11 protein-coding genes are annotated in these 13124 nt (G+C 34.8%); 1 reads left to right on the plus strand and 10 read right to left on the minus strand.

All coding sequences use genetic code 11. From position 1 onward, the window contains the following. The 10 genes from ACFHWD_RS06355 to ACFHWD_RS06400 all read right to left on the minus strand — a co-directional run. The coding region (locus ACFHWD_RS06355; RefSeq protein ID WP_378061061.1) for a hypothetical protein at nucleotides 1-503 on the minus strand (503 nt) is incomplete at its 3' end. Nucleotides 504-536: 33 nt separating this feature from the next. Next, nucleotides 537-1205: a DUF5058 family protein gene (locus ACFHWD_RS06360; RefSeq protein ID WP_378061167.1), complete on the minus strand. Its 669-nt coding sequence runs from the start codon at nucleotides 1203-1205 to the stop codon at nucleotides 537-539. 199 nt (nucleotides 1206-1404) lie between these two features. Further along, nucleotides 1405-2556, minus strand: coding sequence for a M20 family metallopeptidase (locus ACFHWD_RS06365; RefSeq protein ID WP_378061063.1), 1152 nt, complete (start codon nucleotides 2554-2556; stop codon nucleotides 1405-1407). 46 nt (nucleotides 2557-2602) lie between these two features. Further along, nucleotides 2603-3721, minus strand: a complete 1119-nt coding sequence (gene menC / locus ACFHWD_RS06370) for an o-succinylbenzoate synthase (protein ID WP_179977529.1) — start codon at nucleotides 3719-3721, stop codon at nucleotides 2603-2605. Nucleotides 3722-3745: 24 nt separating this feature from the next. Beyond that, the gene (locus tag ACFHWD_RS06375; protein WP_378061065.1) at nucleotides 3746-4984 is read right to left on the minus strand and encodes an MFS transporter; all 1239 of its coding nucleotides are present in this window, start codon (nucleotides 4982-4984) and stop codon (nucleotides 3746-3748) included. Nucleotides 4985-5070: 86 nt separating this feature from the next. Continuing rightward, nucleotides 5071-6423, minus strand: coding sequence for a M20/M25/M40 family metallo-hydrolase (locus ACFHWD_RS06380; protein ID WP_378061067.1), 1353 nt, complete (start codon nucleotides 6421-6423; stop codon nucleotides 5071-5073). Nucleotides 6424-6741: 318 nt separating this feature from the next. Beyond that, nucleotides 6742-7314 carry a 2-oxoacid:acceptor oxidoreductase family protein gene (locus ACFHWD_RS06385; protein ID WP_150356097.1) on the minus strand — a complete coding sequence of 191 codons (573 nt, stop codon included), beginning with the start codon at nucleotides 7312-7314 and terminating at the stop codon, nucleotides 6742-6744. Nucleotides 7315-7339: 25 nt separating this feature from the next. Then, a complete protein-coding gene (locus tag ACFHWD_RS06390; protein ID WP_150356098.1) occupies nucleotides 7340-8155 on the minus strand; it encodes a 2-oxoacid:ferredoxin oxidoreductase subunit beta in 816 nt (271 codons plus the stop codon). Nucleotide 8156: 1 nt separating this feature from the next. Continuing rightward, a complete protein-coding gene (locus ACFHWD_RS06395; RefSeq protein ID WP_150356099.1) occupies nucleotides 8157-9293 on the minus strand; it encodes a 2-oxoacid:acceptor oxidoreductase subunit alpha in 1137 nt (378 codons plus the stop codon). A gap of 2 nt (nucleotides 9294-9295) precedes the next feature. Then, entirely contained in the window at nucleotides 9296-9508 is a 213-nt protein-coding gene (locus ACFHWD_RS06400; protein ID WP_150356100.1) for a 4Fe-4S binding protein, read from the minus strand. Between the two features lie 481 nt (nucleotides 9509-9989). On the opposite strand from ACFHWD_RS06400, the gene ACFHWD_RS06405 reads away from it, so the two are divergent. Continuing rightward, a complete protein-coding gene (locus tag ACFHWD_RS06405; protein ID WP_378061071.1) occupies nucleotides 9990-13124 on the plus strand; it encodes an efflux RND transporter permease subunit in 3135 nt (1044 codons plus the stop codon).

The following is a 13124-nucleotide window of genomic DNA, read 5'->3' on the forward strand; positions in this document are numbered from 1 at the left end:
CTCCCACTTATAGAAGATAGGAGAATTACGCCCTTTTTGTTAAATGAATCTATAACAAATTTAGGTAAAACATATAATATTTCGGAACCAATAAACGTAAAAATAGTAATAAAAGTAATAGAAACTAAAACTGAGCTAGCTATTCCTATTGTTGACATAACATCTCCCCTTTGAGTTCCTGATTCCACGCCTGATACCTCTTGAGCCATTGTAACCGCAGGAAGCCTAATATCTGCAACACTACCTGATAACCAGGCAATGTATGTTCCACTCGTTCCTAGAATACTATAGTATGCAATTGGCTGTACAATCCAAGATATACCAAATGTTCCTGCAGCCAGTCCCCATATCTTTAAAATATCCTTTCCTGAAGGTATTACTCCATAAGCTATCCATAAATATAACGCAGGAATAAAGTTAGCTATTATTGCAAAACATAAACTAATTATACCTATCTTTATTAATTTTCCATTAAAATCAGTTTCTTGATCAATCTTACTCATTATAATTTCCTCCTCTAGATAAAACATAAAAGCCTAATATATAGCATGTGTAACTAACATTCCTACTAACATAGCGATACCCAAAGACAACTCCTTAAGCCTCTGATGTCTTTTAAATAATTTCAACATAATTAACATAGTAATACCTGAAATAAAAGCAGCCACTAGGAAATCTACTTTGAAACCTGTATTAGTAACTAACTGACTTGATAGTAAAAATGCAAATAAACCTATAGATGCTCCAAACATTAAAAGTTTTATCCATTTTGGATCATATTTTGAATATAAAATTTTAACACCTTTACTCATTCTATGTGTAAGAAATAAAGCAACCAACAACCATCCTAAATCATTTAACGCCATGCCCCAAACAGAATAAGAAAATGCTTTCATCCCAAACCCTACAGATGATGGAGATACACCAAGTAATCCAGACGCCAATGTGACCATTGATAATTCTGTACGAGCTGCTCCAACATCACTTAATCTCATCCAAGTAGTAGGGGCTCCAATAACTGTAATTAAAGATATCAGAATAATGGCAGGAGAGAGAGATGGTCCAATTGAAGTGATAATTGCTGAACGAATACCACTTACATATTTATCCTTTGGAATTTTTATTCTCTTTGCTTCCTTTAAAGCTGCTTTTAAAAATATTACACTTTGAACAGCAACTGCAATAACAGTAAAGCACGATGCTATTCACAAACCTGGGCTATCCATTATATATTTTAAATTCATAAATGCTCCTCCTATATCAATTATCAATTAAAATTTTCAAAACATTTTATCCTATTTTAATTACATATATAGAAAGTGGAGTTATATCTATATAATTATAAATTTAAAATTATAACTCCAACTTTCTCATTTAGCTCTTATTATGCATTAGTTATTTATTTTAAAAAGCAACTATGCTACAAGCAAGAAGTTTTGCACGCTCATTAAGGCTATAAACTTGAATATATTCTCTTTCTCCATGATTTAATTCGCCGCGAGCCCCCATAGCACAAACTGATGGGACTCCCGCCATAGTAGTCCAACAAGCATCAGAGCCTCCTCCTACAAAGATCGGTTTTATCTCTGGTTCTATTCCAAGCTTACGTCCTTGTTCTTGAACTACTTTAAAAAGCTTCATTCCTTCTTCTGTTTGTTCCATAGGCATAAATGAAACTTTTTCGTGAGAAATAGTTGTATGAGTTCCTGGTACATATGTCTTTTTTACAACCTTTCTTAAATCATCAAGAGCTTTTTCTCCTTGTTCACAGGTTTTAAATCTTATATCAATCTTAGCATGTGCCTCCCCAGCAACAGCATTAGCTACCGTACCACCTTCAATAACACCTACATTATATGTTATGCCTGATTCATAATCTGTTAGATTATGTAAAGCTATAATTTTATGAGCTAACTCTAAAACTGCAGAAGCTCCTTTTTGAGGATCCTTACCAGCATGTACATCTATTCCCTTTACTGTCATGTCAGGATACATTACACCTTTTCTAGCTATAACTACAGCTCCATCGTCTGAACCAGTTTCCATATTGAATACAGCATCTTTCCCCTCTGCCTCTTTGGTAAATAATTCTGGTGTATCTAATACTGGATGACCTGATTCTTCATCACCACAAAAAAGTACAGTAATATTTTTTTCATTCCAATTTAAGTCGTGAAGCGCCTTAAGAGCTGAAAGTGCTATAACTACACCGCCTTTCATATCTAAAACGCCAGGACCATAAGCCTTGTCTTCTTTAATAGTAAAAGGTCTTTTTGCTGCTGTTCCTTTTGAAAAGACAGTATCTATATGACCTATCACCATAACATTTTTCTTTCCAGTACCTTCTTTGTGAGCTAAAACATGAGTACATATTCCTGGATGTTCTAAATATTCAACTTTAAATCCAATACTATTTAATATATCTCCTACAGCATGTGCAACCTTGTCTATCCCTTCCGGATTATCACGACCTGAATCAATATTAACCAATTTTTCTAGTAATAAAGCCATATCATTATTGTATTCGTCAACCTTTTTACTAATTTTCTCTATCATCTTTGCTCCTCTCCTTGTCTTCAGCTATTATGAATATTTTAATATTTTATTTAACTTTTTTGCTGTAAACAGCTTTTTTCACTGTAAACTTATCCATATAATAAATATCTGGATCAAAGCCAATACCACTTCCTTTGGGAACATCAATAAATGTGCCATCAAGCTTAATCATCGGATTAATGATATCATGTGCATAATAACGCTCTGATGCTGCAATATCATTCGGTAAAGTATATCCCCATAGTGTTGCTGCCGCAATATTATGAGCTCTAGCTATTCCAGAATCCAACATTCCACCACACCAAATGCCAATGCCATTATCATAACCTAACTTTTGAATCTTTTTAGCTTCAGTTAGTCCTCCAACTCTAGCCACTTTAATATTAATGATTCCGCAGCTTTTAAGCTTAATAGCCTTTCTAGCATCTTCCAGTGTTACAATACTCTCATCCAAACAAATCTTTGTTTTTATTTGGGACTGTAATTCAGCATGATCGACTATATCATCATGAGCTAAAGGTTGTTCAATCATTATCAATCCAAGTTCATCCAATTTTTTAAATGTATCAACATCATCTAATGTATACGCTGAGTTAGCATCAGCCATTAACATTATATCTCCAAATTTCTTTCTAACAGCTGTCATATACTCTACATCTTTTCCAGGTTTGATTTTGATTTTAACCCTGTGATAGCCATCTTCAATATATCCTTTAACTGCATCTAATAAGCTTTGAACATCTTTTTGAATTCCAATACTAACCCCTGTTTCGACCTTGTCCTTAGTACCTCCTAAAGCTTTAGCTAATGGCAATTTATTTTCTTTTGCATATAAATCCCAAAGTGCACAGTTAATTGATGATTTTGCCATTTCATTACAACGGTATCTTGAAAACAATTTAGATGTTTCATCTGGATGTTCCATTTTAACTGCTAACGTTTGCGGAATTAATGAATTTTCTAATAGTGCCCAAGCACCATCAATAAATTCTTCATTGTAATATGGTTTTGTAAAAGTTGAACACTCGCCATATCCAACATTGCCATCCTCATCATGGATTTCCACAATTAAGCAATTTTTAAATTTCATTGAATCAAAGCTTGTTTCAAATGCTTTTTTAAATGGCATTTGAACTTGTCTCATTACTATTTTGTTAATTTTCATAATACCCTTACTCCTTTTTAAAAATTATATTGTTTCTATCTCAAATTTCTCAGCATTTTTAGATTTTTTTCTAATTTCATTACTGTTTAACGTAAGTGAAACAACAAATGCAACCCCTACTGAAAACACTAAAAATAGAAAAGCTGCATTATAGGATCCATTAAACATATCAACCAAGAAACCCATTGCAAGCGGAGAAATAAAACCCGCCATTTGGCTTCCAAAATTCAGCAATCCAATTGATGAACCATAATTATCTTGTGTTATTATTTTGCTAAACAATGCGTACGTAGATGCAAATGTAATTGACTTGAAGAAATAGGTAATTACTTCAAAAATAATAACCGAAGCAAGCGATTCGGCATTATACATTTCGAAAACAAAAATCATAGTTAATAAACTTGAAAGAGCAATAATAAGTTTTTCTTTATTCTTGAAAAACCTGTCCATAATCCAACCACTGCTAAAAGCGCCTATACCTGCACCAATAAATGGAAGTGGTACCAAGTAAGAGATACTCTTTATGTTAATGTCAAGCACTTTTAATAAATAAGTTGGCATCCATGAATCCAAACCTTTATTTACCATACTAATTCCAAGTGCAATAATAATAAATTGCCATACCATTTTACTTGTGAGTATACCCTTCCAATCAACTTTCTTATTTATCTTTTTATCATCACTTATAACCTTGCTTTTTCTAATTGGACGAACTGTAAGATAATAAATAGCTACAAACGCAATGCCTAAAATTCCAATTATGTGGAAAGTCGCTCTCCAACCCAAGGCAATAATAAGCGGCGCCACAATTATAGGAGCTATTGCACTGCCCACATAGTTGGAAGATAACATACTGGACGTTGCCTTTGAACGATCCCTATAATCAAAAACTTCAGATGTTTCCGACAAACTTGCAGCTGTATAAGGCCCTTCACCTATTCCAAACATAAAACGAATTATAAGTAACGATGTGAATGACCAAGAAAACCCAGTAAACATAGTGAATACTGACCACATTAGGATAGAAATGATAATTACCACTTTAGAACCAAATTTATCTGACAGCCACCCCCCTGGGACTTGTATAAAGGCGTAGCTTATATAAAAAGCACTTAAAACCAGCCCTGATTGTGATGCATTTAATCCAAAATCTTTACCTATAGATGTAAGTGCAATATTCATTGCTGCTCTATCGACATACAGTATACAATAGGCTATATAAAGCAATGCAAATATTAAATATTTCGAATTCTTTTTTGTCATTCTAATTAAATTTCCCCCTCATTTATATCAAATCAGCTATTTACAAAGCCATAGAACTATTAAAGTTCAGTGTTTTCCAATTTATATTAAAAATCTTTTCCGAATTCTTTTATCAAATAATAACTTGACTTAATACCATTAATGAATACACATTTATTCATATTTTCATTAGGTGCGTGATTATTTTGATCTGAATTTGCATAAGGTATAGTTAACGTTGGTTTCTTTAAAATATCCGTCCATACATAATTGGGCACTGTTCCAGCCATAACTGGCTCCACAATGGCTTTTTTATCTGAAGCAGCTTCCAGCGCTTTAATAGCTGTTTGAATATAAGGTGAATTTGAATCAGTCATAGTTGGTGGATATGATACAAATTCTCGTATAGTTGCAAATGGTGAAAATTCTTGTACTACTTTCTTAATATTAGACATGATTTCAACAGGATTCTGCTTTCTAACTAAACGTATGTCAAATTTTGCAACAGCCTCACTAGGTATAATATTTTTAGTCCCTTCTCCAGAGTATCCTGAATAAATTCCAGAAATATTAAAGGTTGGATTAAACATAAGTAAATCATAATATTGCCGTTTATTAAATTTAATTCTGGAAACACCAAATCTCTTTTCCACACTCGACTTGTCATAGGGTATTGCATCTATCCATTTTTTCTGCAGCTCAGTTGGCTTAATAACACCATCATAAAAATGTGGAATAGTAATACAGTCCTTATCAAATGAATATAATTTATTGATAATCTTGTTCAGCAATATAACTGGATTTTTAATAATATTTCCAGCATTTCCAGAATGGTTATCAAAATCAGATACCTTTACTTTAATTTCAAAACAAATTAGTCCTCTATTTCCCAGTCTCAAAACGGGTCGTCCAGATTCATGTATAGATCCATCAACAACCACAACAAGATCTGTATCTAAGAGAGTATCTCCATATTCTTTTACAACATTAGGCAAATGTACACTTCCCTGTTCTTCTTCACCTTCAACAAGAAATTTTATATTAAAAGGAAATTTTTTATGTAACTTTAAATAGCTATACATACCTAAAATTTGTGCAATTAACTGTCCCTTATTATCCCCAATACCACGGACATAAAACTTGCTGTCTTTTTCTGTAAGTTTAAATGGATCTGAATTCCACTTATCTACTGGTTCTGGAGACATTACATCATAATGCCCATAGAATAGTACAGTAAATGAGCTTTCTCCCGGCATACTTGCATATATTGCTGGATTTCCATTTGTCTTTAATATTTTAGTTTCAGTGTTCAACAAATTCATAAAAAGTGATTGAACATAGTCTACGGTATCTTGTATACCTTCACCGGTTGAACTCACCCCTTTCTTAGTAATCAATTCTTCAAGACTTCTTCGAAAAAAGTCAAAATTGTTTGAAACAAATTCATCAATATTTGCCAAGTTTAAAATCCCCCTTTTCATTAGGCGTTAACCGCTGTCAAAACTTTCAGTCCGTTATAAATTTAAAATTAAATAGCAAAACAATTTAACTACTTTTAATTTTAGTGCAAATATAATGTCTCTAAAACGTCTTAAATTTGACTTAAACAATAAAAAATATTGCATTATCTCCACGAGATATTAAACCTATTTTTAATACACAGACAATAATTTTACCGTCCTGTTCACATATAAGGCCAAAAAAATGCAGTCATTATAAATATTTATAATGACTGCAAATATCTTAATATTAAAAACTATGGATTCCCAAACTAAAATTTATCCTACCAACTGGCAATTCTTCTTTAAGGAATTGAAATTTTCAACCAACTTATAACCTGTTTCCAAAGCACGTTTATTTAAATCTTCTGTTCCCTTCGGAACCCTGTTTAACACAGCAGCTTCCAGAGATTTTTTTGAAGCAATGTGTAAAATGCCATTAATAGCTCCAATCGAAATTATATTGGCTACCATCGATTTACCTATTACTTTATTGGCAGTTTCCAATATAGGAATTTGCACAACTCTCTCGGCTCTATTAGTACCTGGAACTATCACAGATGAATCTACAAGCAGTATCCCTTCACTATCAAGTGATCCAATATATTTATTACAGGATTTTTGTGTTAAAGTCAAAAGCAAATTCGTTTTCAGAACCTTTGGAAAATCAATTTCCTCATCACTTATTATAACTTCAGCCTTGCTGGAACCTCCTCTGGCTTCTGGTCCATAAGACTGGGATTGAACAGCTTTTTTACCCTCCATTATTGCGGCTTCTGCCAAAATAACTCCGCCCAGGATAAGTCCCTGCCCTCCTGAACCCGTCAACCTCAATTCCAATTTATTGCTCATAATTCATTTCCCCTTTATAAATTACTTATTTTACAAATCTATCTATTATTTTCTGATATTCTTCAGTATACTCAGGTTCTGTAGTGTTTTTAAACTCACCGATTAAAAACTTCCCTTCAAGTTTTTCTGGTGAAAGATTTTTTGCTGCATCAATGCTTACAGCATTATCTCTTTGCCATTTCATCATGTTTACAGCAGAACCCTTTTTATTTTTTCTTCCATAGTATGTAGGGCATATGCTCACACCCTCTATTAATGAAAACCCCTTATTCCGGATACCTTTCTCTATAAGAGAAATCAACTGCTTCGTATGATAAACAGTACCTCTGGCTGCATAAGTTGCTCCTGCACCTACAGCGAGCTGCGGAATATCAAAAGGTTTGTCAACTGTACCATAAGGTGCAGTAGTTCCCTTATCACCCCTCGGTGTAGTTGGTGAATACTGTCCGCCGGTCATTCCATAGATATTGTTGTTAAAAATAACCGTTGTAATGTCAATATTTCTCCTGGCCGCATGAATCAGATGATTCCCTCCAATAGCTGCAGCATCACCGTCTCCTGAAATTACAATAACCTCAAGCTCTGGATTTGCCAGTTTCACTCCCGTGGCAAAAGCCAATGCCCTGCCGTGAGTAGTATGGAGTGTGTTAAAATCCATATATCCTACAGCTCTTGAAGAACAGCCTATTCCAGATACAATACATACTTTATTTTTGTCCAGTTTTAAATTATCTATGGCCTGTATAATAGCTCTCATCAATATCCCATGTCCGCATCCCGGGCACCATATATGCGGTAAATTTTCCATTCTTAAATAATTTTCAACCAGTGTACTAGCCATTTTAAATTACCTCCCTGATTTTAGATAGTATTTCCTGGGGGGTAATAACTTCACCGTTGATCTTTCCTATTTTAAAAATACTCGATTTGTTCTTCACAATTCTCTCGACTTCCAGAGCTAACTGTCCGTGGTTAAGTTCTGCTACAATTATATTCTTAGCCTGTTTACTAAGTTCTTTAACTGCCTTTTCCGGAAAAGGCCAGATAGTTATGGGCCTGAACAATCCAACTTTTAGGCCGCTTTTTCTTGCCTGTTTTACTGCACTTCTGGCGCTTCTTGCTGTCCCTCCATAGGAAATCACTACAGTTTCGGCATCTTTCATATAGAGTTCATCATAGGTTACAATATCATCTATATTGTCTTCAATCTTCTTTAAAAGCCTATTACAGAGAACATCAGCTACTTCAGTGCTGTTAGTTGTGAACCCTGATTCAGTATGAACAAGTCCTGTAACATTAAACCTGAATCCTTCTCCAAAAACTGCCATAGGAGGAACAAGCTCCCCTTCTTTAACATGGTAAGGCAAATAATCCTCATCACCTTTTTGAGGCTTTTTGCGGTTGATAATCTCTAAATTTTCCGGTTCAGGAATTTCGATTCCCTCTCTCATATGGGCCACAATTTCATCCATTAATAATATGACGGGTGTTCTATATTTTTCTGAAAGATTAAAAGCCCTGACTGTTAAATCAAAAGTTTCTTTGACTGAAGAGGGTGTTATCACTATTATTGGATGATCTCCATGAGTGCCCCACCTTGCCTGCATTACATCCCCCTGGGATGGTGACGTTGGGAGCCCCGTGCTAGGGCCGTGCCTCTGTACATCTACAATTACACAGGGTATTTCGGCCATTGCTGCATAGCCTATATTTTCCTGCTTTAGCGAAAACCCAGGCCCGCTTGTAGCTGTCATTGATTTTACTCCTGTAAGTGAAGCACCTACAGCCGCAGCCATCCCTGCTATTTCATCCTCTGTCTGAATAAATTTTCCTCCCACCATAGGTAATCTTTTAGCTGAAAGTTCTGCTATTTCAGTAGAAGGTGTTATCGGATATCCTGAGTAAAACCGCATTCCTGCTGCAATTGCTCCTTCTACACAAGCTTCATTTCCCTGCAGCAGTTTAATATTGTTTCCCATCTTTATTTACCTCCCAAAAAAATTGCATAATCAGGACAGCGCAGTTCGCATAGGCCGCATTTTATACATTTATCCTCATCTGCAATTGAAACCTTCCCATTTTTTAAAATCAGTACACTTTTAGGGCAGAATTCCACGCATATTCCACAGCCCTTGCACCAATTTTTTTCAAGCTTCAGATGCACATCATCTTCTACGCTAATCAATTTAAACATTACCTCTTTTCAAAAACATAAATTCTTATATTGCCCTTATTGGCTAAATTACTTTTTAAAATAAATTTTTTGAATTTTATAAAACCGCATACAATTGCAAGTTTTATTTTATTTCCACCATATGAAAATAGCTTCCACTAAATTATGTTTAGTATATCACACTCTTTTTGAATTTTCAACTTCATTATCAGTATCAATAAGAGCATTTTTACTGAAAAATACAAGTTTAGCGTCAAAATTTACTTATACTGTATTAAACGCGCTGGATGTTCTTTCATTTTTCAAAATTAAAATTGATAAGTTCTATACATTTTAAGTCCACATTAATATTGTATAAATTTTGTTATCATTTCTTGAATTTTTATATACATACATTTATAATTTAACCTATATAATATAGTAATTGTATCTTTAAAATATAGTAATTATATCCTTAAAAATACAATTACCGAAATCAAATAACTTCACAAAGGAGGCTAAAATGAATCTAACAGAATTATCCGTAAAGAGGCCAGCTGCAATAACGATGTTAATACTTTTCCTATTAGGTCTTGGTATATTTGGCTACACCCACATTGGGGCGGATCTTCTGCCATCTATCGATGTGCCTATAATCTCTATATCCACTACATATGCCGGTGCCAGTGCTGAGGACATCAAAAGTGATGTAGTAAAACCCATTGAAAATGCCGTTTCAGGTATAAGCGGCATTGATAAAATTCAATCTACATCCAGAGAAGGAATCGGACAAACTATTATAACCTTTAAAAGCAGCGCAAATATGAACACAGCCTTTTTAGACGTACAAAAGGCCATAGACAATGCCCAATCTCAACTTCCCAAAAATGCGGACAAGCCTGTATTATTTAAAATAGATACAAATTCCATGTCCGTATTGATGCTGTCCATATCAGGGAATGTATCCCAGGATGAACTCTACAATGAGGCAAATAATATAGTTGAATCTCTTCAAAAAGTGCAGGGTGTTGGAAATGTAACTCTACAGGGAATACAAAAAAAACAGCTTATAATAAAGTTGAACAAATCTGCCATGGAATTCAACGGTGTAAATGCAAATACACTGATTTCAAAATTGCAGGCTGACAATATAAATATTCCTGCCGGACAGATAAAACAGGAAAATTTAAATCAATCCGTAAGAGTTATGAGTGAATTTCAAAATATAGATGAAGTCAGGAACTTATTGATACCCACTTCCGCCGGAGGTACAGTTCGTCTTTCTGACATAGCAGATATCAACCTGGAATATCCTGAAGAAAATCAGCATATGAGGATCAACGGTAAAAACACTATAGGAATAAGTGTTCAAAAACAAAGTGATGCAAATGTAGTAGAGGCCGTAGACAATATAAAGGCGGAACTTGAGAAAATTAAAAAGCAGCTGCCAAGTGGCATTAAGCTTGAAACTGCCTATGACAGCACTACATTTATAAAGTCTTCTCTTTCCCAGATAAAACATACTTTACTAGAAGGTATATTTACAACAGCTATAGTACTATTGATATTTTTAAGGAGCTGGAAATCTTCACTCATAGTTCTAGTGGCAATACCAACCTCCCTTGTATCCACTTTCTTCATGATGTACGTTCTTAAATTTACCATGAATATGATGTCTCTAATGGCACTATCTCTCTGCATAGGTATCCTTGTGGACGATTCTATTGTTGTACTGGATAACATACAGCGGCATCTGGCCATGAAAAAGGATCCAAAATCCGCTGCCATAGATGGACGTATGGAAATAGGACTTGCAGCCATTGCAATAACCCTCTGCGATGTAGTTGTATATACTCCTGTGGCGTTTATATCTGGTATGGTAGGTCAATTTTTCAAGGAATTTGGTCTTACTATAGCTGTTGCGTCATTGTTTTCCCTGTTTGTATCCTTCACAATAACTCCTATGCTGGCATCCAGATTCTTTGGCAAAGTAGATGACAGACGCAAGTTATCCTCTGAAAGGCTGGAAAGATTCAAGAAGGGCAGGTTATACAAGATTTTCAATGCAATTTCCTCTTCCATAGATAACATAACTGTGGTATATAAGAAGGCCCTTATATGGTGTCTGGATCACAGAAAAAGAGTGCTTTTACTCAGCATAGCAGGCCTAGTAGGCAGCATTTTGCTGATACCAGCGGGTGCCATTGGTACTGAACTCATGCCAGTTACGGATCAGAGTATGTTTACCATAAATATGACTTTTGATTCAGGCTCTACCTTAAATCAAATGGATAAAGCTGTTAAACAAGTTGAGGATCGCCTTCATAAAGTTCCCGAAGTATCCATGTATTATTCTTCTATAGGCTCTGATATAAGCAGTATAACAGGAGGAGGCAATACAAACTCCGCAAGCATATATGTAGAACTTAAACCCAAAAGCGAAAGAAAAAAATCTCAATCGGAGGTAGCAAAAGAGGTTAGAAACTGGGGTGCTTCTTCTCTATCCGGAACAGATTTTTCTGTAACTGAATCCGATACGGGAACCGGAAGTTCCAAACCCATATCAATCCAAATATTAGGTAAGGATACTGATACAATAAATGAAATATCCAGCAAAGTTGAAGACATAGTTAAAAACACTCCAGGAATTACAGATGTAAGCAATTCCTCTAAAGTCAGTGAAAGTGAATTGAGAGTGCAAATAGACAAATTGGCTGCTTCCCAGTATGGAATATCCACATCGGACATATCATCAGTACTCAGAATGGCAATTCAGGGTTCCTCCGGCGGTATATACAGAACAAATGGAAATGACTATGATATAACAGTAAAATTTCAGGATGGAGACATAAAAACTCCGTCAGATATAGGATCTATAAATGTACTCAATCAATCAGGTACATCTATACCACTAAATGAAATTGCCACTGTAGTAAAAGCAGATAGTCCACAGTCCATATCAAGAGAGGACAGACAAGACGTAGTTACCATATCTGCAAATATCCAGGGAAAAACTCTTGGAGAGGTAAATAAAATTCTATCTAAAAAATTGAAGTCATTTTCCATGCCGAACGGATACGAGATCAAATTTGGCGGAAATCAGGAGGATATGGCAGACAGCTTTACATCTCTTATAGAAGCATTGATTATTTCATTAGTTTTAATTTATATGATACTTGTTGTGCTCTACGAATCATTCCTCACCCCTTTTATAAGAATGATATCTCTGCCCTGCGCCCTAATTGGAGCCTTTGGTATATTGGCCATCACAGGAAAAACTTTAAATATAATGTCCATGATAGGACTTATAATGTTAGATGGTCTGGCATCTAAAAACGGCACTCTCCTAATTGACTATACAAATACACTCATGAAACGTGGAAAGAATTTAAGAGAAGCTCTAATAGAATCCGGTGAAAGAAGATTAAGACCTATCATAATGACTTCTGCAACTATGATTGTGGGTATGCTTCCTTCCGCTTTTTCCATAGGAGAAGGCAGTGAAATGAAATCAAGTATGTCCGTTATAGTTATTGGAGGTATGATTGCTTCCACTATTTTTACCCCTATAATATTGCCTATAGTTTATACATTGATGGATGATTTAAAGAACCACATATTCAAAAAGAAAAAACATGTAGAAATTGAGGAGGTATAA

Source organism: Clostridium sp. MT-14, from assembly GCF_042436595.1.
Lineage (GTDB): Bacteria > Bacillota > Clostridia > Clostridiales > Clostridiaceae > Clostridium_B > Clostridium_B aromativorans.

What these genes read in the sequence shown, in the direction of transcription:
- ACFHWD_RS06365 (WP_378061063.1), bottom strand. Translation starts at nt 2,556, where the DNA reads ATGATAGAGAAAATTAGTAAAAAGGTTGACGAATACAATAATGATATG.
- menC (WP_179977529.1), bottom strand. Translation starts at nt 3,721, where the DNA reads ATGAAAATTAACAAAATAGTAATGAGACAAGTTCAAATGCCATTTAAA.
- ACFHWD_RS06375 (WP_378061065.1), bottom strand. Translation starts at nt 4,984, where the DNA reads ATGACAAAAAAGAATTCGAAATATTTAATATTTGCATTGCTTTATATA.
- ACFHWD_RS06385 (WP_150356097.1), bottom strand. Translation starts at nt 7,314, where the DNA reads ATGAGCAATAAATTGGAATTGAGGTTGACGGGTTCAGGAGGGCAGGGA.
- ACFHWD_RS06390 (WP_150356098.1), bottom strand. Translation starts at nt 8,155, where the DNA reads ATGGCTAGTACACTGGTTGAAAATTATTTAAGAATGGAAAATTTACCG.
- ACFHWD_RS06395 (WP_150356099.1), bottom strand. Translation starts at nt 9,293, where the DNA reads ATGGGAAACAATATTAAACTGCTGCAGGGAAATGAAGCTTGTGTAGAA.
- ACFHWD_RS06400 (WP_150356100.1), bottom strand. Translation starts at nt 9,508, where the DNA reads ATGTTTAAATTGATTAGCGTAGAAGATGATGTGCATCTGAAGCTTGAA.
- ACFHWD_RS06405 (WP_378061071.1), top strand. Translation starts at nt 9,990, where the DNA reads ATGAATCTAACAGAATTATCCGTAAAGAGGCCAGCTGCAATAACGATG.